Source organism: Janthinobacterium sp. BJB401, from assembly GCF_013372745.1.
Taxonomy (GTDB): Bacteria; Pseudomonadota; Gammaproteobacteria; order Burkholderiales; family Burkholderiaceae_D; genus Janthinobacterium; species Janthinobacterium rivuli.
In genome coordinates this window covers 11,660-36,787 of sequence record NZ_JABXFH010000020.1, presented here as the reverse complement: position 1 = coordinate 36,787, position 25,128 = coordinate 11,660, and the positions used below count along the sequence as shown (strand labels likewise).

Below are 25,128 nucleotides of genomic sequence, written 5' to 3'. Positions count from 1 at the left end.
GCTTATTCCTGACGGGGTGTGGTGGTGGCCGGCTCGGCCGTGGCCACAGCTGCTGTCAATTCGCGCAAACGCGTTTGCACGACGGCCTGGTCGAAGGCGGCCGGCGCCGCTTGCGCCAGGGTCAAGGCGCGCTGGTAATACCTGGCGGCCAGCCGGGGCTGGTTCAGCCGGTCCAGGCCCACGGCCAGGTTGAAGGCATAGTCGGGATTGCCGGGCGCGGCGCCATAGGCGCGGAAAAATTGCTGCTGCGCTTCGTTCCAGCGGCGCTGCTTGGCGTACACATTGCCCAGTGCAAACAGCACGGGCGCGCTGTCGGGGCTGCGCGCCAGGATGGCTTTGAGCCTTGCTTCGCTCTGCGCCACGTCGCCCTGGCGCAGGCCGATCAGGCCGGCCAGCGCTTCGCCATCGTCGGGATTGGTTTCCAGCAAACGCACGTACAGGGCCGCCGCTTGCGCGCCTTGCTGCTCGCGCAGGGCCACGGCCGCCAGGCCCAGCAGCGCGTCGCGGTTATTCGCATCCTGCCGCAGCACGGTTTCATATTGCTGACGAGCCAGGCCCAGCTGGCCGCCGTTGAAGGCCTGGTAGGCTTGCTGCACGCCGGGGTTGATTTGCGGCGCGGCCACGCTGCGCTGCACCTGGATCTGGCTATTGTCGGGCGCGGCCACCGGTGGCAGGCTCGGTGGCGCAGGCGGGGCCAGCTGCGCCAGCTGCGCCGCCACGGCGGCCTGGATCATCGCCTGCTGGTCCGCCGCAGCTGTCTGCTGGCGCGCGTCGCGCGGATAGTCGGGCGGCAGTGCGGCAGGCGTCATGGCGTCCGTCGGCGCGGCACCCCTGGCCGGCAGCACCACCCCGGGGCCGGCAACGCCGGCCGCGCCCGGAGCGTCCGTCAGCGGCATGGGCACGCCGGGCAGGCTGGCGCCCGCGCCGGGGCTGGTGCTGGCGCGCCAGTACCAGTACGCCATGGAGCCAGCCACCAGCAGCAGGATCGCCAGCAGCACGGCCAGGCGCACGGTGGCCGGGTCGACGCTGATGGGGCCAGTGGGACCTTTCGGCGGCGGATTGCTGCGGCTGGCGCGTGGCCGGGCGGGCGGCGGTTCGGGGCGCGCGCGTGGCGGTTCCGGAGGCGGACCAGGCTGCGCGCTACTCGACTCGGGCTGCGGCGCGGGCGCGTCCGCCAGCGGTTCCAGGCGCAAGGTGCTGGCCGGGTGCACGGGCGCTGGCGTGGCCGGCACGGGACGGGGCGGCAGGGCGTCGGCCGGCGCCAGTTCCAGGACCTGGTCGTAGGCTTCGGACGGCTTTTCCAGTTCCTCGTCGGAAAGGCTGTTCTGTTTGGCGCGCTCGGCTTTCTTGAGCGCCTGCATCAGCAAGCTCATGGGAAGTCTCCCTGCAAGCGCGCCTGCGGCCGGACGGCCGGCGCCGGCGGGCCATCCGTGTAGGGCTGGCTGTTGAGCGGCGCCTGGCCGGGCAGCAGGTAGCGGTAAGCGCGGTAATCGCCCTCGACGCTGGCATCCTTGACGACCACGGGGCGCATGAAGATCACCAGCTCCGTCTTGCTGCTTGCCTCATTGCGGTAGGTAAACAAATTGCCCACGACGGGCAGGCTGGACAGGCCGGGCACGCCATCCCTGGCGTTGTCGATGGAGTCCTGCATCAGGCCGCCCATCACGGCGATCTGGCCATTGCCCACTTTCATGATCGATTCCAGCTCGCGCGCCTGGATCACGGGCACGCGGCTTTGCACGTTGGCCGTGGCCAGGGCCGGATTCGGGTCTTGCACATAGCCCACGATGCGCGTGATGGTGGGGCGCACGTTGAGGGTGACTTCATCGCTGTCGGAAATCTGCGGCGTGACGCTCATGACGAAGCCGACGGGCACCGTTTCCAGTTTCGATTCATACGTGGCCGGCGTGGTGATGGTGCCCGTCGAGCTGATCACGGCGGGCGTCACCTTGATGGTAAAGAAGACATTGTTGTCGACCACCTTCAGCATGGCCGTCTGGTTGTTCAGCACGCTGATCTTCGGACTGGACAGCACTTTCACCTTGCCGAACGATTCGAGCAGCTGTATGGTCGTTTTGAAACTGTCCTTCAGGTAATCGAGCACGAAGATGCCGGGCGTGGAGCCGGGCGTGACTCCGCTGGACAGGCCCGCCGTGCCCACTTGCCCCTGGCGCAGTTGCAGGCTGCCTGTCAGACGCGACCAGTTGATGCCCTGCTGGTATTCATTGCTCAGGCGCACTTCGAGGATGGTCGCCTCGATCAGCACTTGCCGCTTGGCGCTGTGCAACACGGCGTCGAGGAATTCGGCGATCTTTTCATGCTGGCGCCCCGTGGCCCGCACGGCGATCAGGCCGCCTTCCACGTTGACGACGACGGACGAGGGGCTGCCCTTGTTGGCCAGTTTCAGCAGCGGCATGCCGTTCGCGTCGAGCGGCTGGCCGGGATTCGCGTTCTGGATGGGCGCCTGCTGCTGGCCTGGCGCATACTGGCCGCCAGTCTGCATCGGCGCCTGGCCGCCGTATTGATTGCCGGCCTGATTCTGCTGCTGGCCGGGCTGGACTTGCTGTCCTTGCTGTCCTTGTTGACCGGGCATGCTCGTCAATTGCTGGTTCAGCTGCGCCAGCGGGTCCACCTGCACGTCGTTGAGCGTGGTCTCGCGCAGCAGGTCGCGGATATTCTTTTCCAGGCTGTACCAGAAATTATTTTCCGAACGATTCACGACCAGGGTAGTCGAATTGTTATTGCCATTGCCGCCGCTGCCCTGCGTCCCGCCCACGGGGTTGCTGGCGTTGTTCGACCCGCCGCCCGCCGTGGAGATTTGCGTGGCGATATTCACGCTGCTGTTGGTGCTGCGCGCCATGTTGACGTAATCGACCTTGTAATTGCGCCACACGGGCGCATCGGGCAGGACGGTCAGGTTCTTGCCCTCGATTTCGTAGCGCATATCGACTTGCTTGCCGATACGCGCCAGTAGTTGCGGCAGGGTCTGGTTCAGCGCATTCAGGGTGACGCTGCCTTCGATCTGCGGGTGGATGTCGATATTCATGCCCGCGTCGCGCGCCAGCGCAAACAGCAGCGATTGCACGGGCACCTTGTGCACGGTGACGCTGTAGGTTTCCACTTTGGGCGCCGGCAAGGGCGCGGCCAGCGCGCTGCTTTGCTGCACCGGTTCGGGAATGACGCCGGCGGGAAGGGGCGCGGCATTGAGGTGGGCCGGCGACAGCGGCGTTTGATGCGTGGCGCAGCCGGCCAGCATGGTGCTGCAGGCGAGGGCGACCCAGGAGGCCAGCACAGGAATAGGGTGTTGAGTCATGAAAAGTTCGCCCTTGGAGTCGTGTTGTGCTTTTGTAATTTTACCCAGCATGATCGCTTAAAAGCAATCGGCTGTGCAGGCCCGGGAGGCAATATGCGGAAATAAAGTCAGGGGGCGCCACGCCCGGTTTTTGCCGCGATCATGGCTTTCATTTCCGTGCGGATACTATCTATGTCGCTCAGCAATATTTTCTGTGGCGATGCCGGGGCCAGCCTGGCCCGTACGGCTTCGGCGCTGGCCTGGTCGGTAAAGCTGCCGTAGACGATGAGCAGGCGCGCGGCGGAGGTATTGCGCGGCGTCTTTGCGGGCGCGCCGCCAGGCAGGCGAAACACGTGGAGGTCGCGCAGGCCGGTGGCTTGCTGCGCCTGCTGCAGGAAGGTTTCCGCCGCAGCCGTCTCGGTGGCGGGCAGGCTGGCGATTTGCAGCACCAGTTGCTGTGCCTCTTGGCGGGCCAGCCAGTCGCGCGATTCGGCCAGCTTGCTGTCGAGCAGCGTGGATGGCGCTGGCAGCGGTGCGCGCGCCGCGGCTGCCTGCAGCGCGCCTGGGTGCGCGTCGGCGGGCGTGGTGGCATGTCCCTGCGATGCCTGGAATGCCTGGCTTGCCGGCGGGGCCGTCCTGGCGGTCGCCGCTGTCTTGCCCGGGCTGCTCGCCAGCCATTGCCACAGCAGCGCCGTGGCCAGCAACAGCATCAGCGCGCTCAAGGCGCCCGCCAGCAGCTTGCCCGCATGCCAGGGCGCGCGGTAAAAGGGGCTGTCGGCAATGGCCAGGCGCATGTAGCGCGCATTGATTTCCTGTGCATCGTCCGCAAACGCGGCCAGCAAGGCCTTGTCGGCCAAAATGTTGACCCTGCGCACGATGCCTTGCGCGGCGTGCGCCAGCTGGCGTAGTGCGGCCGGCGTGAAGACGAGCGGCGTCATGCGGCCGGCGGCACTCAGGCGGCAGGCCAGATAGTCGCCCAGCAAGGCTGGCGGCAGGGGCGGCACGGTGAAACTGTGGGTGATGCGTTCCTTCAATGGGCGAAACTGCGGCAAGTCCAGGGTGTGCTGTAATTCCGGCTGGCCAAACAGGACGATTTGCAGCAGCTTGTGGCTGGCCGTTTCCAGATTCGTCAGCAGGCGCAGCGCTTCCAGCGTGGCGCCCGGCATGGCTTGCGCTTCTTCGGCCAGCAACACCACCTGCCGTCCCGCCGAATGCCGGGCGATCAGCTCGCCGTGCAGGGCGCGCAGCACGGCATCGGCGCGGCATCCGTCCAGTTCCAGGCCCAGTTCGGCGGCGATGGCGTGCAGCACGTCATCGGGCTCCAGGCGTGGATTGAGCAGGTACAGCACGTCAACATGGGGCGGCAGGCGCTCGGCCAGCATGCGGCACAGCATGGTCTTGCCGCTGCCCACTTCGCCCGTCAGCTTGATGATGCCTTCGCCTTGCGTGACGGCATACAGCAGCGCATCGAGCAGTTCGCCCCGTGTATTGCCGGGATAAAAGAAGGCCGGGTCCGGCGTGATGCCGAACGGCGCCGTGCGCAAGCCGAAATGGCGCAGATACATGCCGTGCGGCGCGGGCGCGTAGCCGCTGGGGCTGGGGCTGGCGGCGTGCGGCGCGGAGACAGGGGCGTTCATGTCGCGATGCAATTGAGAAAAGCCTGTTCCAGGCTGGCGTCTTCGGCGCCGCCATGGCGGGCGCGGCATTCGGCGGGCGTACCTGTAAACACGATGCGGCCCGCATGCAGGATGGCCATGCGGTCGCACAATTCTTCCACGTCGGCCAGCGCATGCGAAGTGAGCAGGGCGCCGCGGCCTTGCGCGCGCGCTTGCCGCAGCACTTGCTTGAATTGCGCGCGCGCCTTCGGGTCGAGTCCGCTCATCGGTTCATCGAGCACCAGTTGCTGCTTGCCCGACAGCAAGCAGGCGGCCAGTCCCAGCTTTTGCATCATGCCTTTTGAATAGTCGCGCGCGGGGCGCAGCAGGGCGTCTGGCGCCAGTTCCAGCGCGTCCAGGGTTTGCTGCAGCGCCTGCGCATCGGGGGGCGCCTTGTGCAGGCGGGCCAGGTAGCGCAGGAAGTCGCCGCCCGTCAGGTAATGGGGCGCCTGGAAGCGTTCCGGCAGAAACGACAGGGGCTGGCGCGCCGCGCCGTGGCGATGCGGCTGGCCGAAGATGGTGATGTTTCCCCGCTCGGGCGCGCAAAAGTCGAGCAGGCATTTCAGCAGCGATGTTTTGCCCGCGCCATTCACGCCAACCAGACCGAACAGTTCTCCCGCGCGCACCTGCAGATCGACGCCGCGCAGCACGGCGCGGCCCGCCAGTTGCAGATGCACGTTGTGGAACTCGATGGCGCAGGCGTTCATAGGGGCAAGGGGCGGCAGGCAAGGCGGGGTACGGCCGTCATTATTGCCATGGGTGCTGGCGGGCGGCAAGTGTTTCCTTGCAGAGTGTCGAAATGCGCGAAAATCAAGCCACGCAATGTATTTTCTTTAAGAAACAACAGGTTCTGGAATAAAATACCTGCGCGCGCCGCTGGCGTGCATCGTCTGAAGAATCTGTCGAGGAGCAAGCATGGCAAGGCCAGAGAAAGTCCGGCTCGGTGAAATTTTGGTGCAGCAGAAACTGCTGACGGAAGAACAATTGGGCCAGGCCTTGACGGAACAGAAGCGTTCGGGGCGCAAGCTGGGCCGCGTTTTTGTCGAGCACGGCTTCGTCACGGAAGAGCAGATTTCGGGCGCGCTGGCGCGCCAGCTCGACATTCCCTACATCAATCTGAAGTTTTTCAACATCAATCCCGAACTGGTGCGGCTGTTGCCGGAAACCCAGGCACGGCGCTTCCGCGCGCTGGTGCTGGAAGACCGCCGCGAGGGCTTGCTGGTCGGCATGTCCGATCCGACGGACCTGTTCGCTTACGATGAAATTTCGCGCCTGGTCAAGCGCCATATCGAGCTGGCCGTTGTCAATGAAACGGAAGTGCTGGCCGCCATCGACCGCATCTACCGCCGCACGGAAGACATTTCCACGCTGACGCGCGAGCTGGAGCAGGACCTGGGCGACGTGTCCGTCGACTTTGGCGCGCTGGCCGCCAATCCGGGCCTGGAAGAGGCGCCCATCGTCAAGCTGCTGCAATCCGTGTTCGAGGATGCCACGCAGGTGCGCGCCTCGGACATCCACATCGAGCCGCAGGAAGGCCGGCTGCAGATCCGCTTCCGCATCGACGGCGTGCTGCACCTGCAGACGGAAGCGGACAGCAAGATCGCCAGTTCGCTGGCGCTGCGTTTAAAACTGATGTCGGACCTCGATATTTCCGAGAAGCGCTTGCCGCAGGATGGCCGCTTCGCCATCCGCGTGAAAAACCAGCGCATCGACGTGCGTATTTCCACCATGCCAACGCAGTACGGCGAATCGGTGGTGATGCGCTTGCTGAACCAGGGCGGCACGACCTTGCGCCTGGACGCCATCGGCATGCCGCCCAAGCTGGTGGCGCAGTTCCGCGCCATCGTCAGCCGTCCGAACGGCCTGGTGCTGGTGACGGGGCCGACCGGCAGCGGCAAGACGACGACCTTGTACTGCGCCTTGTCCGAGCTCAATTCCGTGGAAAAAAAGCTCATCACGGTGGAAGACCCGGTCGAATACCGCTTGCCCGGCATTAACCAGGTGCAAGTGAACGAGAAGATCGAACTGAACTTTGCCCGCGTGTTGCGCTCGGCCTTGCGGCAAGATCCCGACATCGTGCTGGTCGGCGAGATGCGCGACCAGGAAACGGCGCAGATCGGCCTGCGCGCCGCCATGACGGGTCACTTGGTGCTGTCGACCCTGCATACCAACGACGCCATCAGCACGCCGCTGCGCCTGATGGACATGGGCGTGCCCCGCTACATGGTGGGCAGTTCGCTGCAAGCCGTGCTGGCGCAGCGCCTGGTGCGCGTGATCTGCGAAAGCTGCAGCACGCCGTACCAGCCCACGCCGAATGAATACGAATGGCTGCGCCTGGAACTGGGCGAGCTGGTCGAGCGCAACCAGTATTTCCACGGCAAGGGCTGTTCGCATTGCAACGGCATGGGTTACCGGGGCCGCACGGGCGTGTACGAATTGCTGGAAATCACGCGCGCCGTGGCCGATGCCGCCAACCATGCCGATCCATCGCACTTCATGAAGGTGGCGACGGCGCAGATGGCGGGCGAGACCCTGCGCCGCCACGCCGTGCAGCTGGTGGTGCAAGGCCGCACGACGGTGATGGAAGCGATGCGCATCAGCAACCAGAGCGAGGATTGAGGTGCCGTTTTTCTCTTACAAGGCGCGCAGCGCCAGCGGTGAACTGCTGACCGGCGTGATGGAAGGCGCCGACAGCGGCGCCGTGGCCGACCAGTTGATGGCGGGCGGCAGCACGCCCGTCGACATCAGCGCCACCAAACAGACGGTGACGAAGGCCGGCGCCAACCAGCTGGGCTGGTGGGCCAGGCTGACCGAGAAAAAAGTCACGCCCATGGACGTGCAGCTGTTCAGCCGCCAGCTGTACACCCTGCTCAAGGCGGGCGTGCCCATCATGCGCGGCCTGGCCGGCTTGCAGGAGTCCGCCATCAGCCCCGCGTTCGGGCGCATCATCAAGGATGTGCGCGAGTCGCTCGACGCGGGCCGCGAACTGTCGGCCGCCATGGCGCGCCACCCGGCCATCTTCACGCCGTTTTATTTGTCGATGGTGCGCGTGGGCGAAATGACGGGGCGCCTCGATGAAGTGTTTTTGCGCCTGTTCAACCACCTGGAATTCGACCGCGACATGCGCGCGCGCGTGAAAACGGCGACGCGTTACCCGACCTTCGTCGTCTTCGCCATGCTGGCCGCCATGGTGGTGGTGAATATCTTCGTCATTCCCCAGTTCGAGAAGGTGTTCGCCAGCTTCCACGCGGAACTGCCCCTGATGACGCGCATCCTGATCGGCACCTCGCGCTTTACGGTGGCGTACTGGCCCCTTCTTCTGCTGCTGGGCGCGGGCGGCTTTTTCGGCTGGCGCGCCTGGCTGCGCACGAAAGAGGGTTTATATAAGTGGGACCGCGCCAAGCTGCGCTTGCCGATCGCCGGCAAGATCATCCTGAAGGGCACGATGGCCCGCTTTGCGCGCAGTTTTGCCCTGTCGAGCACCAGCGGCGTGCCCATCGTGCAGGCGCTGACGGTGGTGTCGCAAACGGTCGACAACACGTATTTGAGCGCGCGCGTGGAACAGATGCGCGACGGCGTCGAGCGGGGCGAAAGCATCTTGCGCACCTCGGTGGCGGCCAACGTGTTTACGCCCGTGGTGCTGCAGATGATCGCCGTGGGCGAGGAATCCGGTTCGCTGGACGACCTGATGGACGAGATCGCCGACATGTACGAGCGCGAAGTCGATTACGAGCTGAAAACCCTGTCGGCGCAGATCGAGCCGATTTTGATCGTCTTCCTCGGCGCCATGGTGCTGGTGCTGGCGCTAGGCATCTTCCTGCCGATCTGGGACCTGGGCCGGGCGGCCCTGCACTGATGGCAAAAACGTTGCGCCAGCGCGGTTTCACCCTGTTCGAGCTGGCGGTGGTGGCGGGCGTGTTCGCCATCCTGATGGCCGTTTTCTTGAACCGGGTCAGCTATTACCAGCAGCAGGCGCAGCAGGTGGCCGTGGCGCAGATGCTCGGCGTCCTGCGCACCAGCTTGCGGGTGCAGGTGCTGCACTTGTACCTGGCCGACCGGCGCGACCAGTTGCCGGCGCTGGCGCGGCAAAACCCGTTCGACTGGCTGGCTGACAAGCCGGCCAACTACCTGGGCGAGTTCGCGCAGCCGGACCTTGAAAAATTGCAAGCCGGGAACTGGTTATACGATAAGAAAGAGCAAAAAATCATCTATTTGTTTAGTAATGGCAATATTTTTCCCGCTAAAGGGGTTGAGTCAGTGAAATTTAAGGTAATCTTGCCAGGTGCGGACGCCGATCTTGACAAGCTCGCCCAGGAACCCGATATCGTGGTGTGGAAATCGCCGGACCCGGTAGCAAACTGAGGCGCTTTCTGGTCCGGTGCGGCGACGGTTTCATGGCGTTGGTTTTGATGTTTTTATTTGATTTTGGAGAAAGCAAGAATGAACAAGTCTTTACGTAGTATGAAAAGCGGCGCCCAGGCAGGTTTCACCCTGATCGAACTGATCGTCGTCATCGTGATCCTCGGCATCCTGGCCGCCACGGCGATTCCTAAATTCATCGACATGTCGACCGATGCGCGCGTGGCCAAGATGCAGGCGGCCGCTGGCGCCCTCAAGGCGGGCGCGGCGCTGTACCATGCGCAGTGGCTGGTGAGCGGTTCGCCCGCCGATGGCAACTCGGTGAAGATGGAAGGCCAGGCGATTACCGGCGTAGGTGGCTACCCTACGGCGGACGCCGCCGGGATTGGTCTGGCTGCGGGTATCACAGCTCCTGACTACGAGATTGGCAGCACGGGAGGTTTCTCCGTGACCCCTGACGCAACTCGCACGAAATGCAAAGTTACGTACCCTGCCCCAACGGCGACTGTCGCCCCGGTAGTGGCGGTAGCTTTGGACCCTGCAGATTGTAAATAAGTTGCACTGATCTGCAAGGAGGGCCAGGTAACGTCCTTGGCCTTCCTTGCGCACCACCAGCCCAACCCCAGGCGCCAGCCCGTTGGGCTTTTTTACGGGCCATCCATTGCAGCAGCCACCGACAGCTTTTCCGCATCGCCACGCAGGGCCGCCACGCCGGCTGCGGTGTACGGCTGCGCGCGGCTTCACCCTGATCGAACTGGTGGCCGTGCTGGTGCTGGCGGGTTTGCTGGCGACCTTTGCCGTCAACCGGTTTTTCCAGCGCGACACGTTTGACGCGCGCGGTTTTGCCGACCAGGTGACGAATATTGTGCGCTACGGGCAAAAGCTGGCGGTGGCGCAAAACCGTGCCGTGTTTGTCCTCATCGACGCCAACAAGGTGGCCCTGTGCTTCGACACCGGCTGCAGCGATGAGCAGAAGGTGGTGCCGCCCACGGGCAGCAACAGCGGCAGCAAGGAGACGCTGCAGCATTGCCTGGGTAGCAATTGGCTGTGCGAAGGCCGTCCTTCCGGTGTGACCATGTCCACCGATCCCGTCAAGTCGGCAAGTTTTTATTTCGACGCGCTGGGCCAGCCATATGCGCTGACCAATGTGTTTCCTGACGCATCGACCTTCCCTGGCCCGCTGCAAATCAGCATCCAGAGCAACGGCCTGACGCGCACCGTCACGGTTGAAGGGGAGACGGGCTATGTCCATTAGCCAGCATCGCCGGCGCGAGCGCGGCGTGACCCTGATCGAACTGGTGCTGTTTATCGTCATCGTCGGCCTGGCATCGGCCGCCATCCTCGGCGTAATGAGCCTGACGACAAAGCACAGCGCCGATCCGCAATTGCGCAAGCAGGCGCTGGCGATTGCCGAAGGCATGCTGGAAGAAATCCAGCTGGCGCGGTTTACCTATTGCGACCCGCAAGACCCTGCTGCGCAAACGGCGACCAGCCCGGCCGGCTGCACCGTCCCGGAAGGGCCGGGGGAAGAAGCGAACGGCGCGGGCCGGCCTTTCGACAACGTCAACGATTACGTGAGCGCGTATGGCGCGGCCACGGAGTACAAGACGGATGCGCAGGGCGCCGTCTGGGCTGCAGGCTCCGCCAAGGCATACGTTGTCTCTGTGGTGATCACCCAGGCAGCCCTGAACGGCTTGCCCGCCACGGAGGGCCTGCGTATCCAGGTGACGGTGCCGTATGCCGACCAGCAGATCGTGCTTGACGGCTACCGCGTGCGCTACGCGCCGAACAGTATCCCATGAAAAAATTCCTCAATCCCCGGCGCCTTGCGCGCGGCTTTACCCTTGTCGAGCTGGTCATCGTGATCGTCATCACGGGCATCATCGGCGCCATGGTCGCCGTCTTCATCCGCGTGCCCGTGCAAGGCTATATGGACGTCGCGGCGCGCGCGGTACTGGCCGACACGGCCGATACGGCGGCGCGGCGCCTGACGCGCGACGTGCGCCTGGCACTGCCCAACAGCGTGCGCGTGTCGAACGACGGCCTGTTCCTGGAATTGCTGCTGACCAAGACGGGCGGGCGCTACCTGAGCGACAGCGATGCGGCCGCGCCGGGCAATGTGCTGAGCTTTGATACCCCTCCCGACCCCAGCCTTCCGTTGACCTTCACCGTCGTCGGCGCCATGCCCGCCAATGCGCTGGGCGCGCGCCAGGCGATCAACGTGGGCGACCAGATCGTCGTCTACAACCTGGGCACGGAGTACGCGCCGAACAATGCCTATGCCTGCAGCGCGGCGAATGGCTGCAACCGCGCGGCCGTGACGGGCGTGTCCGGCAGTGTCGTCACGCTCGGCAGCTATCCTTTCACGACGGCGCCGGCGCCGCTGCCGTCGCCATCGAACCGCTTCCAGGTGGTGTCGACGCCCATCACCTATGCGTGCGATCTGGGAACCGGCACGCTGACCCGTTACGCCGGCTATGCCATCCAGGCCATCCAGCCAGTTGTGGCTGGCAGCGAGCCATTGTTGGCGACGAAGGGTGCCCAGCTGGCGCGCCAGGTGACGGCTTGCCGTTTCAGCTATGGCATTTTGGCCAACGTGCAGCGGGGCCTGGTGAATATCGACCTGAGCCTGGGTGCGGCGAACAGCAATACGGGCGTGCTGCGCCTGGTGCAACAGGTGCAGGCGAGGAATACGCCATGACGCGCTTGTTGCGCTACCGTGCACGCCGCATGCGCGGTTTCAGCCTTGTCACGGCCATTTTCCTGCTGGTGGTGCTGGCCGCGCTGGCGGCCGTGATGGTGAATATTTCCACCTTCCAGCAGACGGAATCGGCGATGGACGTGCAGGGCGTGCGCGCCGAGCAGGCTGCCCGCGCCGGCCTGGAATGGGGTTTGCAGAAACAGATCGCCGCGGGCCTGACCACCGGCGCGGCATGCATCGGCGGTACCACGTTCAGCTTGCCGGCGGGTACGACACTATCGGCGTTCAGCGTCACCGTGCAATGCAGCGCGGCCACGGCGCCCGCTACCTTGACCAGCTGGACCATCACGGCCACGGCGTGCAATCAGCCGGCCTCGGTCGAGCCGCGCTGTCCGAACGCGGGCAATAACGCCGATTACGTCCAGCGCCGTTTGCAAGCCGTGCTGTCGCAGTAAGGTCAACTGCATGAAAAAAAGATCGCTAATTTATTGTTTTTACACAATAAAGTTGGCTTCATGAATTAAAATTGGCTGGATGCATTATCTGCGCGACAAGATCGGGCAGGCACTTACACTGGATAGTTCGCATGGGTTTATTCGCAAGAGCAAAGAAGTACGATGGATGGCTGGCCACGGCGTTTGGCCGCGAAGGCGTCAGCGCTGTCGTTGTCGAACGTCCCGCCGACGGCATGCCGCGCGTGCGGGGCGCCAGCTACCAGGCGGCTGCGCGGCCGGCGCCGGTCGAGGTGCTGGAAAAACTGGGCAAGGAACTGCAGGCGACCGCGCGCCACTGCACCAGCGTGCTGGCCGGCGGCGAATACCAGTTGCTGTCGCTGGAAGCGCCGGCCGTGCCGCGCGAGGAACTGAAGACGGCCGTGGGCTGGCGCTTGAAGGACATGCTGGACTTCCCCTTGGCCGAGGCCACCATTGACGTGTTCGACATTCCCGGCGACCCGAACGGCACCCAGCGGGGCAGCAGCGTGTTTGCCGTGGCGGCGCGCAACAGCGCCGTGTCGCGCCGCCAGGCGCTGTACGCCGAATGCAAGATCGGCCTGTCCGTCATCGATATCCCCGAGATGGCGCAACGCAATATCGCCACCTTGCTGGAAACACCGGGACGCGGCATCGCCGTGCTGTTTTTCGATGGCGACGGCGGCTTGCTGACCATGAGCTTCAATGGCGAGCTGTACCAGGCGCGCCGCATCGACGTGACCCTGACGCAGTTGCAGTCGCCCGACGCCAGCCAGTATTACGACCGCGTCACCCTGGAACTGCAGCGCTCGTTCGACCACTTCGACCGCCAGTTCCATTTCATTTCGCTGGCCCGTCTGATGCTGATGACGGGCGCCAGCGATGGCTTGCACGCGTATCTGGCCGACAATCTCTACATGCCGGTCGAGCAACTGGACCTGGCCACGGTGCTGGACCTGTCGCAGGCCGCCGAGCTGCGCGACCCCGCCATGCAGGCGCGCTATTTCCTGGCCATCGGCGCCGCCTTGCGCGAGGTTGGCCAGCACCCGGGCAAGCACGAAGGGAAGGGCGCATGAGCCAGCAGATCAATCTGTTCAATCCCCAGTTTGAACTGAAAAAACACCATATGTCGGCGCGCACGGCCGGTCTGGGCCTGGGCGGCCTGGCGCTGGTCTTGCTGGCCGCGGGCGTGCTGGCCCAGCAGGCTTTGGCCGGTTTGGAGCAGCGCGAAGCGGGCGTCAAGGCAGCACTGGCGCAAGGCGAGGCGAAGCGTGACCAGATCTTGCGCGATTTCCCGCCACGCAAGAAAGATCCGGCCCTGGCGCAGGAACTGGCGGCCGTCGAAGCGCAGCGCCAGTTGCTGCAGGATGCGTCAAACGTGCTGGAAGGCGGCAAGCTGGGCAATACCCTCGGCTATGCCGGCTATTTCCGCGCGCTGGCGCAGGCCAGGGTCGAGGGCGTATGGCTGACGGGCGTGGACATCACCGGCGCCGGCAATGACTTCGGCTTGCAGGGCCGCGCCTTGCAAGCGTCGCTGCTGCCCGCCTACATCACGCGCCTGGGCCAGCAGGAAGTGTTGAAAGGCAAGAGCTTCGCCAGCCTCGACATCGGCCAGCCCCAGCCCCCGGCCGTGGCCGAGGGCAAGGCGCCCAGCCTGCCTTATATGGCGTTCAGCCTGCAGTCGGCCGACCGCGCGGCCGGGCCAGCCGCGCCGCCCAAACCTGTTGCGGGAGGAACACGCTGATGCTGCCCTTGCTGAAAAAATGGGCCACGGCCTTCGACGCCCTCAGCCTGCGCGAGCGGCTGATGGTGTTCGGCGCCGGCGCGGCCGCCGTGCTGTTCGTATTTTATTTCATGAGCTTTAATCCCCTGCTGGCGAAACGCGCCGCGCTGGAGGCGAGCATTGCGCAAAAACAAAGCCTGTTGACGGCCACCGACAAGGAAATCGAGCTGACCATGCTGGCCCACGCCACCGATCCCGACCAGGAAGCGCGCGCGCGCCTGGTGGCACTGCAGGCGGAAACGGCATCGCTGGCGCAGGCGCTGCGCCAGAAGCAGCACGGCCTGGTGGCGCCCGAGCGCATGGTCACCTTGCTGGAACACTTGCTGCGCCAGCACGCCGGACTGCGCGTGGTGTCGCTGAAAACCTTGCCCGCCAGCGCCGTGGGTGCGCGCCAGACCGATGCCGCGAACGGCGATGCGGCGGCCAAGGCGGCGCCGGCGCCCCTGCTGCACCAGCATGGCGTGGAAGTGGTGCTGCAAGGCAGTTATACCGACATGGTGCAATACATGCAGGCGCTGCAAGCGATGCCGACGCGCGTCTTCTGGGGCGCCGCCCACCTGGACGCCGCCAGCTACCCGAACGCCACCTTGACCCTGACCTTACATACCCTCAGCATGGACGATACATGGATCGCACTTTGACCGTTGGCCGCGCGCTGCCGGCGCTTTCCCTGGCGCTGGGGTTGACGCTGAACCTGGCATGGCCGGGCGCGCAGGCGCAGGCGCTCGATGATCCGACGCGCCCGCCGGCAGCCCTGTGGGCGCCCGCCAGTACCGCGCCCGCCGTCGCGGCCCGGCCGCAGCTGCAGTCGGTGCTCATCTCCACCCAGCCGGGCGGACGCCGCCTGGCCGTCATCGATGGCCAGACGGTCAGGGTCGGCAGCAAGGTGGGCGGCGCCGTGGTGACGGAAATCCGCGACACGGCCGTATTGTTGCGGCGTGGCAAATCACTGGAAACCTTCAAGCTGTACCCGAGCAGCAAGACCGATAACAAGGCCGATCGCAAGACCGATAGCAAGACCGGCAGCAAGCAGGAGTAGAAGAAGTGGCCAAGCAACTCAATCAACACAAGGCGAGCATGTTCAAGATCAGTACGATGGCGGCTGTCATCAGCGTCAGCCTGGGCCTGGGCGGCTGCAATGTCGCGCCCGTCAAGCGCGATACCTATAATGCGATCACCGATGCCGTCAAGGGCGCGGCGGCCACCACGGCGCCAGCGGCCCAGCCGGACGCCGTGGAAGCGGCGCTGCTGCCGCCCGTGGCGGCCCTGGCCCAGCAACTGCCGAAGGCCCGCGCCGCGCTCGACGAGCGCTTCAACGTGGCTTTCAACAATGTGCCGGCGCGCCAGTTCTTCACTTCCATCGTGGCCGGCACGCGCTACAACATGCTGGTTCATCCCGACATCGGCGGCACGATTTCCGCCAACCTGAAGGACGTGACCCTGTTCCAGGCGCTCGACGCCGTGCGCGAACTGTATGGCTACGACTACAAAGTCGAGGGCACGCAGATCTACATCAAGCCCCTGACCATGCAGACGCGTTTGTTCCACGTCAATTACCTGACGGGCGCGCGCCGCGGCAGTTCCAACCTGCGCGTGTCGTCGACGTCGGTCGGTTCGGTCGGCTCGACCAACTCGGGCGGTTCGGGCAATAGCGGCAGTAACAATCAGGGCAATAACCAGAATAACGAGCAGAACCAGCAAACGAACAGCGGCCAGGGCGGCCGCACGCTGGACAGCAGCAACCTGACCACCTCGTCCACGGCGGATTTCTGGCCGGAATTGAAAGCGGCGCTGGAAGCCATCGTCGGCAGCACCGAAGGCGGCCGGCAAGTGGTGCTCAGCCCGCAGTCGGGCGTGATCGTCATCCGCGCCATGCCGGACGAGTTGCGCAATGTCGACATGTATTTGAAGGCCACGCAGCTGTCCGTCGACCGCCAGGTGATCCTGGAAGCGAAAATCCTCGAAGTCGAACTCAACAACAACACGCAGACGGGCATCAACTGGGCCTCGTTCGCCTCGATCAAGAGCGGCCACACGAACCGCATCTCGACCGGCTTCATCCAGCCGGGCGGCAGCCTGGCGCCGCTGCCGTTCAACGGCGGCCAGCCGCCCAACATGACGAATGGCAATGGCTTGACGGCCAGCAGCGGCTTCGGCCTCAGCTCGGCGGCAAACGCGGCCGGTTCCATGTTCGGCCTGGCTTTCCAGACGGCCAATTTCGCGGCCATGATTTCCTTCCTGGAATCGCAAGGCTCCGTGCACGTGCTGTCGAGCCCGCGTATCGCCACCATGAACAACCAGAAGGCCGTGCTGAAGATCGGCACGGACGAGTTTTACGTGACGGGCGTGTCGACCACGACGAATACGACGGCCAGCGGCGCGACCACCAGCCCCAACGTGACCTTGCAGCCCTTCTTTTCCGGCGTGGTGCTGGACGTGACGCCGCAGATCGATGCGGATGGCAACATCATCCTGCACGTGCACCCGTCCGTCAGCCAGGTGTCGACCATCAGCAAGGAAATCGACCTGGGCAGCGCCGGTTCGCTGAAACTGCCGCTGGCCGCGTCCAGCACGTCCGAAATGGACAGCATGGTGCGCAGCCAGGATGGCCGCATCGTCGCCATCGGCGGCCTGATGCGCCAGGCCACCACGGCGGACCGCTCGCAAGTGCCGGGCGCGGGCGATATTCCCGTGCTGGGCGCGCTGTTCCGCAACACGGGGCAGGTGATCCAGAAGCGCGAGCTGGTGGTGCTGATCAAGCCGACCATCGTCGACGGCGCCAATAGCTGGAACGAGGACTTGCTCGATTCGGGCAAGCGCATCGAGGCGCTCGACCCGCGCCGTCCGTCGGAGCGGCGCTAAATGTACCAGGCCCATTTCGGCTTGCGCGAGGCGCCGTTCGGCCTCACGCCCGATACCAGTTTTTTCTTCAACGGCCCGCAGTCGCAAAAGGCGCTCAACACCTTGCTGGTGGCGGCGCGCAATGGCGAGGGCTTCATCAAGATCACTGGCGAAGTGGGCACTGGTAAAACCTTTTTGTGCCGCAAGTTCATGCAGTCGCTGGGACCGGACTTCGTCACGGCCTACATTCCGAATCCGAACTTGCCGCCCCGTTCGCTGATCCTGGCGCTGGCCGACGACCTCGATGTGCTGCTGGAGAAAGATGCGGATCAGCATCAATTGCTCAAGTCCCTCAACTTGCGCCTGCTCAACCTGGCGGCGCAAGGCAAGCGCGTGCTGCTGTGCCTGGACGAGGCGCAGGCGATACCCGTCGACAGCCTCGAAGCCTTGCGTTTGCTGACGAATCTGGAAACGGAAAAGCGCAAGCTGCTGCAAATCGTGCTGTTCGGCCAGCCGGAACTGGACGTCAAGCTGGCCCTGCCGGAAATCCGCCAGTTGGCGCAGCGCATCACCTTTCACTACCACCTGGGTCCGTTGTCGCGCGACGACGTGGATTTTTATGTAGCGCACCGCCTGCGTGTGGCCGGTTTCGATGGCGCGCGCCTGTTCAGCCGTGGCGGCGTGGGCAAGCTGTACCAGGCTTCCGGCGGCATTCCGCGCCTGATCAACATCATGGCGCACAAGGCGCTGATGGTGGCGTATGGCGAAGGGCGGCAGCAAGTTAGCGGGCGCCACGTGGCGCTGGCCGCCCGCGACACCCTGGCCAGCAAGCCGCGCCGCTTGTGGCAACGGCCGTGGTCGTGGCTGGCCGGTGCCGGCGTGCTGGCCGCCGCCTGCGGTGCGAGCTGGACTTTATTGAACCGATGACGAAGATGAGCCTGTAGATGAGCCTGATTAACAAGATGTTGCAAGACCTCGATGCCCGCGGCACCCCCGATGGACGCGGCGACGCGGCCGGCATCCGCTCCGTGCCCGAACGCGAGCGGGGCGTCTCGCGCGCGCTGGTCTTCGGCGGCGCGGCCGGCCTGACGGCCGCCGCCATTGCCCTGGGCTGGGTCTACCTGAAGCGCCCGGCCGTGCCGCCCGTGCTGATCAATGTGGCCAGCACGCCGGTGTTGCTTCCAGTATCGGCACCCGTGCCTGCGGCCGTTGCTCCCGTGCCAGTGGTGGTCGCCGCAGCGGAGCCCGTCGTGGCGGCGGAACCCGAACCCGTGTTCCAGGCCGAGGAGACGGTCGCGCCAGCCAGGCTGCGTGCCGCCGAGATGCGCCGCATCACGGAGCAACCCGCCAAGCGTGCCGCCGCGCCCGTGGTGAAAACGCCGGCGCTGGCCGCCAGCGAGCGCATCATCGACGGAAAACAAGTCACGCCGCAGCAGCGCGTGGAGAATGAATACCGGCGCGCGCTGGCGCAGTTGCAGGATGGCCGCGTCTCCGACGCCATGCTGGCCTTGCAGCAGACCCTGCAGCTGGATCCGCGCCACCAGGGTGCGCGCGAAACCCTGGTGCGCCTGCTGCTGGAAGCGCAGCGCCCAGACGAAGCAGCGCGCCAGTTGCAGCTGAGCCTGGCGCTGGACCCGAAACAGCCGGCGCAAGCGATGATGCTGGCCCGTTTGCAGCTGGACAAGCCCAACGGCGGCGCGGTCGCTCTCGATACCCTGACGCGCAGCCTGCCGTACGCCAGCGACAGCGGCGAATACCAGGCCTTCCTGGCCGGCGTGCTGCAGCGCGAACAGCGCTACCGCGAAGCGGCGGAACACTACCAGCTGGCTCTGCAGACGGCGCCCGACAACAGCGTCTGGTGGATGGGCCTTGGCATCGCCTTGCAAGCCGACAACCATCCTGCCCAGGCGCGCCAGGCGTTCGAGCGGGCCAAGGGCTTGCAAACCCTGTCGCCGCAATTGCAGGCGTTTGTCGAACGCAAACTGGTGCAGCTGACGGCGGCCGCGGCGAAGTAACTTACCTCAATGAAAGAAACCAGCTTGAAGCCTTTCAGCCTGCTCATCGTCCTGTGCGGCCTGGCCGGCAGCGCCCTGGCCGCACCCGCCAGCGCCCCCGCCAGCTACGTTCTTGAGAATACGGAAGTGCGCGACATCCGGGCGCAAGCCCTGAAGCGCGACTACCAGGTATATGTCGCGTTGCCCGATTCCTATCGGCAGGGCAATAAACGCTATCCGGTGCTGTTCGTCGTCGACGCCAATTACTCGTTCGCCATCGTGCGCAATATCGCGCAGCGCCTGAACAAGCATGCGGGGATGGAAGAGGTGGTGGTGGTCGGCCTGTCGTATGCCAATGGCGATGGCGGGGTGTACAGCCGGCGCCGCGATTACACGCCCACCACGCCGCGCAAGCATGATTACCGCTCGGACATGCCGGGGCGGCAGCCGGCGTTCGGCGAAGCGAAGGCGTATGGCCAGTTCATCTCGGGCGAGGTGTTTCCCTTTATCGCCAGTAACTATCGCGTGAACATGCAGCGCAAGGTGTTCATTGGCCATTCCTACGGCAGCCTGCTGGGCCTGCAATTTTTGCTGACGCAACCGCGCACCTTCGAGCATTACATCCTCGGCAGCCCGTCGCTGTGGTACGACGCCGGCGTCATGTTCGAGCGCGAACAGGCGTATGCGGCCAGCCACAAGGATCTGCCGGCCTCCGTGTTCTTCGGCATCGGCGGCCTGGAAAAGCTGGCGGCGGGCAAGAAGCGTTCGCGTTCGGAGGAAGAGGCCGACATGCTGGCCGACTTGCGCGAATTCGATGGGAAGTTGAAATCGCGCAAGTTCCCCGGTTTGACAAGCCGCTTGCGCGTCTTCGAGGATGAAGACCATGCGAGCGTTTTCCCCTTTGTGCTCACGCATGGCTTGCGGGCGTATCTGACGTCCGTCAAATGACGGGTGCTCAGGGGCGCATCAATGCCGGCATGATCAGCTTGGTCAGCAATTTTTCGCTGAGTCCATGGGCATCGCGCACCTGGAAGTTGGTCGTGGTGATGACGACCACGGCATCGAGTTCCGGCAATACGAGCACTTTATTGCCGCCCGAACCCGCCATGCCATAGCTTTGCACCGTGCGGCCATTCGCCGTGAACGGTTGCAGCCACCACAGGTAACCATAGTCCATGCCTTCGCGCGCGTTGGCATGCGGCGCGATCGAGCGCCTGACCCAGTCGGCCGGCATCACCTGCTGGCCATTCCAACGCCCGCCGTCGAGGTAGAGCTGGCCAAGCTTCATCAGGTCCACGCTGCGCAGTTGCAAGCCGCCGCCCGTCATGGCGCTGCCCTTGGGCTGGAATTGCCATTTCACCTTGTCGATGCCCAGCGGCTTGAACAGGTTGGCGGCCGCGAAGTCCGGCACGCGCTGGCCGCTCACTTTTTCAAGCAGCGGTCCCAGCAGGGTGACGCCGGCCGTGCAATAGCTCCAGGCGCGGCCATACGGCGATTGTTCGGGGCGGGGCTGCCATTCGGGAAAGCCGCGGATCGGCAGGTCCGCCACGAAGCGGCTCCAGTCTTCCACCAGATACATGCGCTCTTCGTTGCCGCGCGAATGCTGGTTGTCGTCGTCGCATTCGAGCAGCGAGCTCATGGTCAGGAAATCCTCGACCGTGATCTTGTCCTTGCGCGGGTCGGCATGGGCCAGCGGGCGCAGTTCCGGAAAGTACGGCAGGACGGGAGTGTCGGTGCGCAAGAGCTTGCGCTCGATGGCCAGGCCGACCAGCATGCCCGCCACCGTCTTGCCAACCGAGCGCGTGTTGCGCAGGCTTTCCGCGCCGTCCTTGTCGAAGTAGTGTTCGTAGAGCAGCTTGCCATGTTGTGCCACCACGACGCTGGTGATCTGCTTGAAGTCGCCCGCTTCGATGGCGGTGGTAACGCCGTCCAGTTCGCCCGCGTGGACGCTGTTGCCGAAGGCCAGAAGAAGGGGTAAATATCGCAACATGGTGTACTCCTGAGTTGGAAAAGTGCAGTCTAGTCTTGCAATCCGGGCATTGTCTTGGACGTTTGAAACATTTGGCGTCGATAGTTGCTGGGCGTCATGCCGTAGCGGGCCTGGAAGGCGCGGCTCATGTGGCTCTGGTCGGCGAAGCCCACGCTCAGCGCCACCTCGGCCATGCTCAGTTCCGGGCGGCGCAGCAGGCCGCTGGCCTGCTCGACGCGGCGCCAGCGCAGCAGGTCGCCCGGCGAACAGCCCCAGGCCTGGCGGAACACGCGGGCCAGGTGCACGGGATGCACGCCCAGGGCGGCGGCCACGTCGGCGATGCGCAGATGCGTGTCATTGGCCAGGTCCATCACGGCTTCATAGGCCTGGTGGGCCCAGCCGGGCAGGGATGGGCGCGCCTGCCGGGGCGTCTTGTGCAGGCTGGCCAGCATGTCCCATGCGCCCGCTTCGAGCAGGGCGCCATCGCCGCCGCGGCCAATTTCGCGCGCCAGCCGGAACGCGGCGGCCGCGCTGGCCGTATCGCGCAACACGCTGGCGCACTCCTGGGCCGCATGCAATTCCTCGGCGCCCGCCAGCAGGGCAGGGTCAAGCGATACCGTCATGAAACTGCCCTTGCCATCGACGAAGCGGTCGCGGTGCGTCGTGCCGGCAGGATTGAAGACGAGGGTGGGCGAAGGCGCGCGCGGCGGGGCGTGCAGGGCGCTGGAAATATACGTGCCGGACAGAACGAAGACGAAGTGGGCGTCGTCATGCCGGTGCGTTTCGACTTCATCCTCGCCACGCGTGGCCTGCAGACGGCGGATATCAAACATGCTGCCGCGCGCGCGGTGATGCACGTCGCCATAGAACTGGCCTGACTTGAACTGGAGTGGAGTGGTCATGTCGGCATGGTATGCGCGGCTGCCCGCACGGGCGAGCGCGGAACGACGAACAGCGCCGGGGGCAGGATGAACGGTCGATTCGGGGGAATGCGCGGGATGCGGGACGGCGCCATCAAGCCGGCCACACGCGTCCTCGAAATGGCGTTTCAATCCCCCAATCAAGCCGTTTGTCGCAATGGCATGCGCCGGAAAGGGCAATCGGATAGCATACAGTGGGCTCCCTCATGATGAGTTTGCCCGCAAGCGAGTGTTCGATACTGGCGCTGCCGCAGGAATCAACGGACGCTTCTCAATGACTTCGACCAGGATGACTACGCATGAAATTGACTCTTCCACACCTTCTTTCCACGTGCCTGCTTGGCGCCTTCGGCGTGATCGGCAGCGCGAACGCGGCTCCCGGCGATGCTGAACTGGTGGCTTTGGTGCAGCGCCATGCGCAGGCGCAGAACAACTTTGATCAGCTTGCCTTGAAAGCCACGACGGCCGAGAATTATGTGGAAATATCGCCGGTCGGCGAGGTGGACGGGCGTGAAAAAATGCTCTCCTTTTATGCGCCAGAGCAGAAGCGGCCGAGCCCTCAACTTCAGTTCGATGAGCCAGTGGTGCGGCTGTTTGGCGATACGGCGCTCATCTCGGCGCGGCTGTCCTACCGACTCAATCAGGAAGCGGGTGCCCGCACCTTCGCCCTGCGCGCCGGCTATGTGGCTCGGCTTGTCGACAAGCAATGGCTGCTGGTCAGCGCGCAATACACGGGAATCCGTCCGCCGAAACCGTAAGCTGGCATTTTCCCGGCCTGGCGCCGGCCTTGCCCTGGCGGCCTACAGCCGCGCCCCGTCGCCCCACACATTGCGCATGCTGAAGCGCACGCCCGCATCGTCTTCATGCAGCGACGAGACGATGGCGAACTGGCTGTCGCCCGTGTCGCGCGGCGTCATCTGCGATAGCTGGGCGGCGGCCAGCGGCGCGCCCAGCGCATCGCTGAGCGGATGCACGTGGCCGGCGCCCCGTTGCGTCACCACCCCCAGTTCGCCGCTGCGCAGGCGCACCAATGTTCCGGGCGGATATTTTCCCAGCAGGTTGACGAACTGTTCCCCCAGCAGCGGATCGATGGGCACGCCCTGGTCGAGGAAGATGTGCTGCAGCGCCTGGTCGGGCACGATGGAGCGCCGGTAGTTGCGCGCGGAAACGCGGGCGCAATAGCGGTCGGCCAGGCCGATCAGCTTGGCGTTTTGCAGGATTTCATCGGCCGTGCGCCCCTGCGGGTAGCCGCTGCCGTCGTCGTTTTCATGGTGCAGCAGCACACAGCTCAGCCATTCCTCGTCATCGACACCGGCGCAGCGCAGCAGTTCCGTGCTTTCCTGCGGATGCAGACGCACGATGCGCATTTCCTCGTCGTTCAGGGGGCCGCGCCGGTCCTGGAAGCTGTCGTGGTGGCGCAGCATGCCCACGTTCATCGTCAGCGCGGCCGCGCCGATCAACAACAGTTCATCGTGGGACTTGTGCATGCTGCGGCCCACCAGCATGGCCAGCAAGGCTGTTTCGATGCAGTGGCGCACGGCGTAGCTGCCGGCGATCTGGTTGAGCAGGATGCTGGCCAGGGAGATATCTGCATCGTGTTCCAGCGCGCGCAGCAGTTCGCGGGCGATGTCGCGCACGTCGCGCTCGGCATTGTTTTCGCTGCGCAAGGCCAGCAGCAGCCGTTCCAGGCGCTGCGCCGCCTCATTGAGCAGGCGCAAGACGGATGGCTGCTCGGGCGCGCCCACGTACAGGCCCAGCTGCAGCAAACGGCCCAGTTGCGCACCGTCCGTGATGATCTGTCCCTTGCGCAGTTGCGGGCCGGCACTATGGTCAGCCAAAAACAGATCCCAGGGCAGGGGTTCGCCGGGAACCAGGTCGGCCGGGCCGATGCGACGCTGTACCATCTGTCATCCTTTGCCCCGCCGCAGCGAAGCCATGTTCAGTGCTCGGTTATATGCTGCGCAGGCGCTCCAGCGCTAGGCGCAAGGTCTCGTCTTTCTTGGCAAAGCAGAAGCGCACGATGCCCGACTCCTTGCCCTGCGCGTAAAACGCGGAGACAGGGATGGCCGCCACCTTGATTTCCGTCGTCAGCCATTCGGCGAACTGGGCTTCGGTCTCTTGCGAAATGGCATCGTAGCGTACGCACTGGAAATACGTGCCGTCGGCCGGCAGCAAGGTAAAGCGGCTACCCGCCAGGCCGTCGCGGAACAGGTCGCGCTTGCGCTGGTAAAACGCGGGCAAATCCAGATAGGGCTGCGGCTCGGCCATGTAGCCGGCCAGGCCGTGCTGCATCGGCGTATTGACGCTAAATACGTTGTACTGGTGCACTTTGCGGAACTCCGCCGTCATGGATGCTGGCGCGGCGACATAGCCGATCTTCCAGCCCGTCACGTGATACGTCTTGCCGAAGCTGGAAACGATGAAGCTGCGCGCCGCCAGTTCCGCGTTGCGGCTCAATGAAGCGTGCGGCACGCCGTCGTACACCATGTGTTCGTAGACTTCGTCGGAGAGTATCAGAATTTGCGTGCCGCGCACGATGTCGGCCAGCGCGGCCACGTCGGCGGGGCGCAAGATCGTGCCCGTCGGATTGTGCGGCGTGTTGATGATGATCAAACGCGTCTTGTTGCTGACGGCGGCGGCCAGGGTGTCCCACGGCACGCTGTAACCGTGTTCACCCACTTGCATGGCCACCAGCACGGGCACGCCGCCAGCCAGGGCGATGGCGGGCAGATAGCTGTCGTAGGCTGGTTCGATGACGATGACTTCGTCGCCCGGGTGCACGCAGCACAAAATGGCCGTGGTCAGCGCCTGCGTGGCGCCGGCCGTGACGGTGATTTCCGTGCCGGCGTCATAGCTGTGGCCGTACAGGCTGGCGATTTTCGCGGCAATCGCTTCACGCAAGGGCGCGGCGCCCGTCATCATCGGATACTGGTTGTGGCCGGCGCGCATGGCGTCGCTGACGAGGTCGACCAGGGCTGGATCGCAATCGAAATCTGGAAAACCCTGGCCCAGGTTGACGGCGCCATGCTGGGCCGCCAGGCTGGACATGCGGGTAAACACGGTGGTGCCCACAAGAGGCAGGCGCGAGGTCAGGGCGGGAGTCGTGTAGGGCAGGGACGGGCTGTTCATGAACGGTAGGGGCGC

Annotated in this window: 25 protein-coding genes; 17 read left to right on the top strand and 8 right to left on the bottom strand. The window is 64.8% G+C overall.

What is annotated here, in order from left to right:
* Window positions 1-2: 2 nt before the first annotated feature.
* From HWE17_RS14735 to HWE17_RS14720, 4 genes are all read right to left on the bottom strand, one after another.
* A complete protein-coding gene (locus tag HWE17_RS14735) occupies window positions 3-1,373 on the bottom strand; it encodes a lipopolysaccharide assembly protein LapB (protein ID WP_255206254.1) in 1,371 nt (456 codons plus the stop codon).
* Complete coding sequence (locus HWE17_RS14730; RefSeq protein WP_176389244.1) at window positions 1,370-3,313, bottom strand: type II secretion system protein GspD; 1,944 nt, start codon at window positions 3,311-3,313, stop codon at window positions 1,370-1,372. Before HWE17_RS14730 ends, HWE17_RS14735 begins: the two co-directional genes overlap by 4 nt.
* Before the next feature lie 107 nt (window positions 3,314-3,420).
* Complete coding sequence (locus HWE17_RS14725) at window positions 3,421-4,929, bottom strand: ExeA family protein (RefSeq protein ID WP_255206253.1); 1,509 nt, start codon at window positions 4,927-4,929, stop codon at window positions 3,421-3,423.
* Complete coding sequence (locus tag HWE17_RS14720) at window positions 4,926-5,654, bottom strand: ABC transporter ATP-binding protein (protein ID WP_176389243.1); 729 nt, start codon at window positions 5,652-5,654, stop codon at window positions 4,926-4,928. Before HWE17_RS14720 ends, HWE17_RS14725 begins: the two co-directional genes overlap by 4 nt.
* 208 nt (window positions 5,655-5,862) lie before the next feature.
* Here HWE17_RS14720 and HWE17_RS14715 point away from each other — a divergent pair, with 208 nt between their 5' ends.
* From HWE17_RS14715 to HWE17_RS14640, 16 genes are all read left to right on the top strand, one after another.
* Entirely contained in the window at window positions 5,863-7,566 is a 1,704-nt protein-coding gene (locus HWE17_RS14715; RefSeq protein ID WP_035819688.1) for a GspE/PulE family protein, read from the top strand.
* Between the two features lies 1 nt (window position 7,567).
* Window positions 7,568-8,803, top strand: coding sequence for a type II secretion system F family protein (locus HWE17_RS14710; RefSeq protein WP_176389242.1), 1,236 nt, complete (start codon window positions 7,568-7,570; stop codon window positions 8,801-8,803).
* Complete coding sequence (locus HWE17_RS14705) at window positions 8,803-9,309, top strand: type II secretion system protein (protein ID WP_176389241.1); 507 nt, start codon at window positions 8,803-8,805, stop codon at window positions 9,307-9,309. The genes HWE17_RS14710 and HWE17_RS14705 overlap by 1 nt, the downstream gene beginning before the upstream one ends.
* A 78-nt stretch (window positions 9,310-9,387) precedes the next feature.
* On the top strand, window positions 9,388-9,861 hold the full coding sequence (locus HWE17_RS28895) for a type II secretion system protein (RefSeq protein WP_278316230.1): 474 nt from the start codon (window positions 9,388-9,390) through the stop codon (window positions 9,859-9,861).
* 46 nt (window positions 9,862-9,907) lie between these two features.
* Window positions 9,908-10,561, top strand: a complete 654-nt coding sequence (locus HWE17_RS14695) for a Tfp pilus assembly protein FimT/FimU (protein WP_255206252.1) — start codon at window positions 9,908-9,910, stop codon at window positions 10,559-10,561.
* Window positions 10,551-11,108 (top strand): prepilin-type N-terminal cleavage/methylation domain-containing protein, encoded by a 558-nt coding sequence (locus HWE17_RS14690; protein ID WP_176389240.1) that lies wholly within the window; start codon window positions 10,551-10,553, stop codon window positions 11,106-11,108. The genes HWE17_RS14695 and HWE17_RS14690 overlap by 11 nt, the downstream gene beginning before the upstream one ends.
* Window positions 11,105-12,007 (top strand): prepilin-type N-terminal cleavage/methylation domain-containing protein, encoded by a 903-nt coding sequence (locus HWE17_RS14685; protein WP_176389239.1) that lies wholly within the window; start codon window positions 11,105-11,107, stop codon window positions 12,005-12,007. The genes HWE17_RS14690 and HWE17_RS14685 overlap by 4 nt, the downstream gene beginning before the upstream one ends.
* Complete coding sequence (locus HWE17_RS14680; protein WP_176389238.1) at window positions 12,004-12,462, top strand: agglutinin biogenesis protein MshP; 459 nt, start codon at window positions 12,004-12,006, stop codon at window positions 12,460-12,462. The genes HWE17_RS14685 and HWE17_RS14680 overlap by 4 nt, the downstream gene beginning before the upstream one ends.
* 131 nt (window positions 12,463-12,593) lie before the next feature.
* Window positions 12,594-13,553: an agglutinin biogenesis protein MshI gene (locus HWE17_RS14675; protein WP_176389237.1), complete on the top strand. Its 960-nt coding sequence runs from the start codon at window positions 12,594-12,596 to the stop codon at window positions 13,551-13,553.
* Window positions 13,550-14,221: an MSHA biogenesis protein MshA gene (locus HWE17_RS14670; protein ID WP_176389236.1), complete on the top strand. Its 672-nt coding sequence runs from the start codon at window positions 13,550-13,552 to the stop codon at window positions 14,219-14,221. Before HWE17_RS14675 ends, HWE17_RS14670 begins: the two co-directional genes overlap by 4 nt.
* Window positions 14,221-14,901 (top strand): type II secretion system protein GspM, encoded by a 681-nt coding sequence (gspM, locus tag HWE17_RS14665; RefSeq protein ID WP_176389235.1) that lies wholly within the window; start codon window positions 14,221-14,223, stop codon window positions 14,899-14,901. Before HWE17_RS14670 ends, gspM begins: the two co-directional genes overlap by 1 nt.
* Window positions 14,886-15,299, top strand: a complete 414-nt coding sequence (locus tag HWE17_RS14660; RefSeq protein WP_176389234.1) for an MSHA biogenesis protein MshK — start codon at window positions 14,886-14,888, stop codon at window positions 15,297-15,299. The genes gspM and HWE17_RS14660 overlap by 16 nt, the downstream gene beginning before the upstream one ends.
* 38 nt (window positions 15,300-15,337) lie before the next feature.
* Window positions 15,338-17,122 carry a pilus (MSHA type) biogenesis protein MshL gene (mshL, locus tag HWE17_RS14655; RefSeq protein ID WP_035827560.1) on the top strand — a complete coding sequence of 595 codons (1,785 nt, stop codon included), beginning with the start codon at window positions 15,338-15,340 and terminating at the stop codon, window positions 17,120-17,122.
* On the top strand, window positions 17,123-18,028 hold the full coding sequence (locus HWE17_RS14650) for an ExeA family protein (protein ID WP_176389233.1): 906 nt from the start codon (window positions 17,123-17,125) through the stop codon (window positions 18,026-18,028).
* A gap of 17 nt (window positions 18,029-18,045) precedes the next feature.
* The gene (locus HWE17_RS14645; protein WP_176389232.1) at window positions 18,046-19,116 is read left to right on the top strand and encodes a tetratricopeptide repeat protein; all 1,071 of its coding nucleotides are present in this window, start codon (window positions 18,046-18,048) and stop codon (window positions 19,114-19,116) included.
* 24 nt (window positions 19,117-19,140) lie between these two features.
* Window positions 19,141-20,043 carry an alpha/beta hydrolase gene (locus HWE17_RS14640; RefSeq protein ID WP_255206251.1) on the top strand — a complete coding sequence of 301 codons (903 nt, stop codon included), beginning with the start codon at window positions 19,141-19,143 and terminating at the stop codon, window positions 20,041-20,043.
* 7 nt (window positions 20,044-20,050) lie between these two features.
* On the opposite strand, the gene HWE17_RS14635 is transcribed toward HWE17_RS14640, so the two are convergent.
* Both HWE17_RS14635 and HWE17_RS14630 read right to left on the bottom strand, forming a co-directional pair.
* Window positions 20,051-21,085 (bottom strand): serine hydrolase, encoded by a 1,035-nt coding sequence (locus HWE17_RS14635; RefSeq protein ID WP_176389230.1) that lies wholly within the window; start codon window positions 21,083-21,085, stop codon window positions 20,051-20,053.
* Between the two features lie 29 nt (window positions 21,086-21,114).
* Window positions 21,115-21,966 carry a helix-turn-helix transcriptional regulator gene (locus HWE17_RS14630; protein WP_176389229.1) on the bottom strand — a complete coding sequence of 284 codons (852 nt, stop codon included), beginning with the start codon at window positions 21,964-21,966 and terminating at the stop codon, window positions 21,115-21,117.
* 317 nt (window positions 21,967-22,283) lie between these two features.
* Here HWE17_RS14630 and HWE17_RS14625 point away from each other — a divergent pair, with 317 nt between their 5' ends.
* Entirely contained in the window at window positions 22,284-22,742 is a 459-nt protein-coding gene (locus tag HWE17_RS14625; protein ID WP_176389228.1) for a nuclear transport factor 2 family protein, read from the top strand.
* 42 nt (window positions 22,743-22,784) lie between these two features.
* Here the strand turns inward: HWE17_RS14625 and HWE17_RS14620 are convergent, their stop codons facing one another.
* Both HWE17_RS14620 and HWE17_RS14615 read right to left on the bottom strand, forming a co-directional pair.
* On the bottom strand, window positions 22,785-23,888 hold the full coding sequence (locus tag HWE17_RS14620) for an HD-GYP domain-containing protein (RefSeq protein ID WP_176389227.1): 1,104 nt from the start codon (window positions 23,886-23,888) through the stop codon (window positions 22,785-22,787).
* Window positions 23,889-23,934: 46 nt separating this feature from the next.
* Entirely contained in the window at window positions 23,935-25,113 is a 1,179-nt protein-coding gene (locus tag HWE17_RS14615; RefSeq protein ID WP_176389290.1) for a pyridoxal phosphate-dependent aminotransferase, read from the bottom strand.
* Window positions 25,114-25,128 lie beyond the last annotated feature (15 nt).

Excerpts from the sequence above, each read along its gene's own strand:
- HWE17_RS14685 (WP_176389239.1), top strand. The coding sequence starts at position 11,105 with ATGAAAAAATTCCTCAATCCCCGGCGCCTTGCGCGCGGCTTTACCCTT.
- HWE17_RS14625 (WP_176389228.1), top strand. The coding sequence starts at position 22,284 with ATGAAATTGACTCTTCCACACCTTCTTTCCACGTGCCTGCTTGGCGCC.
- HWE17_RS28895 (WP_278316230.1), top strand. The coding sequence starts at position 9,388 with ATGAACAAGTCTTTACGTAGTATGAAAAGCGGCGCCCAGGCAGGTTTC.
- HWE17_RS14730 (WP_176389244.1), bottom strand. The coding sequence starts at position 3,313 with ATGACTCAACACCCTATTCCTGTGCTGGCCTCCTGGGTCGCCCTCGCC.
- HWE17_RS14720 (WP_176389243.1), bottom strand. The coding sequence starts at position 5,654 with ATGAACGCCTGCGCCATCGAGTTCCACAACGTGCATCTGCAACTGGCG.
- HWE17_RS14630 (WP_176389229.1), bottom strand. The coding sequence starts at position 21,966 with ATGACCACTCCACTCCAGTTCAAGTCAGGCCAGTTCTATGGCGACGTG.
- HWE17_RS14735 (WP_255206254.1), bottom strand. The coding sequence starts at position 1,373 with ATGAGCTTGCTGATGCAGGCGCTCAAGAAAGCCGAGCGCGCCAAACAG.
- HWE17_RS14675 (WP_176389237.1), top strand. The coding sequence starts at position 12,594 with ATGGGTTTATTCGCAAGAGCAAAGAAGTACGATGGATGGCTGGCCACG.
- HWE17_RS14660 (WP_176389234.1), top strand. The coding sequence starts at position 14,886 with ATGGATCGCACTTTGACCGTTGGCCGCGCGCTGCCGGCGCTTTCCCTG.
- HWE17_RS14645 (WP_176389232.1), top strand. The coding sequence starts at position 18,046 with ATGAGCCTGATTAACAAGATGTTGCAAGACCTCGATGCCCGCGGCACC.
- gspM (WP_176389235.1), top strand. The coding sequence starts at position 14,221 with ATGCTGCCCTTGCTGAAAAAATGGGCCACGGCCTTCGACGCCCTCAGC.
- HWE17_RS14690 (WP_176389240.1), top strand. The coding sequence starts at position 10,551 with ATGTCCATTAGCCAGCATCGCCGGCGCGAGCGCGGCGTGACCCTGATC.
- HWE17_RS14635 (WP_176389230.1), bottom strand. The coding sequence starts at position 21,085 with ATGTTGCGATATTTACCCCTTCTTCTGGCCTTCGGCAACAGCGTCCAC.
- HWE17_RS14615 (WP_176389290.1), bottom strand. The coding sequence starts at position 25,113 with ATGAACAGCCCGTCCCTGCCCTACACGACTCCCGCCCTGACCTCGCGC.
- HWE17_RS14715 (WP_035819688.1), top strand. The coding sequence starts at position 5,863 with ATGGCAAGGCCAGAGAAAGTCCGGCTCGGTGAAATTTTGGTGCAGCAG.
- HWE17_RS14620 (WP_176389227.1), bottom strand. The coding sequence starts at position 23,888 with ATGGTACAGCGTCGCATCGGCCCGGCCGACCTGGTTCCCGGCGAACCC.
- HWE17_RS14680 (WP_176389238.1), top strand. The coding sequence starts at position 12,004 with ATGACGCGCTTGTTGCGCTACCGTGCACGCCGCATGCGCGGTTTCAGC.
- HWE17_RS14650 (WP_176389233.1), top strand. The coding sequence starts at position 17,123 with ATGTACCAGGCCCATTTCGGCTTGCGCGAGGCGCCGTTCGGCCTCACG.
- HWE17_RS14705 (WP_176389241.1), top strand. The coding sequence starts at position 8,803 with ATGGCAAAAACGTTGCGCCAGCGCGGTTTCACCCTGTTCGAGCTGGCG.
- HWE17_RS14725 (WP_255206253.1), bottom strand. The coding sequence starts at position 4,929 with ATGAACGCCCCTGTCTCCGCGCCGCACGCCGCCAGCCCCAGCCCCAGC.
- mshL (WP_035827560.1), top strand. The coding sequence starts at position 15,338 with ATGTTCAAGATCAGTACGATGGCGGCTGTCATCAGCGTCAGCCTGGGC.
- HWE17_RS14670 (WP_176389236.1), top strand. The coding sequence starts at position 13,550 with ATGAGCCAGCAGATCAATCTGTTCAATCCCCAGTTTGAACTGAAAAAA.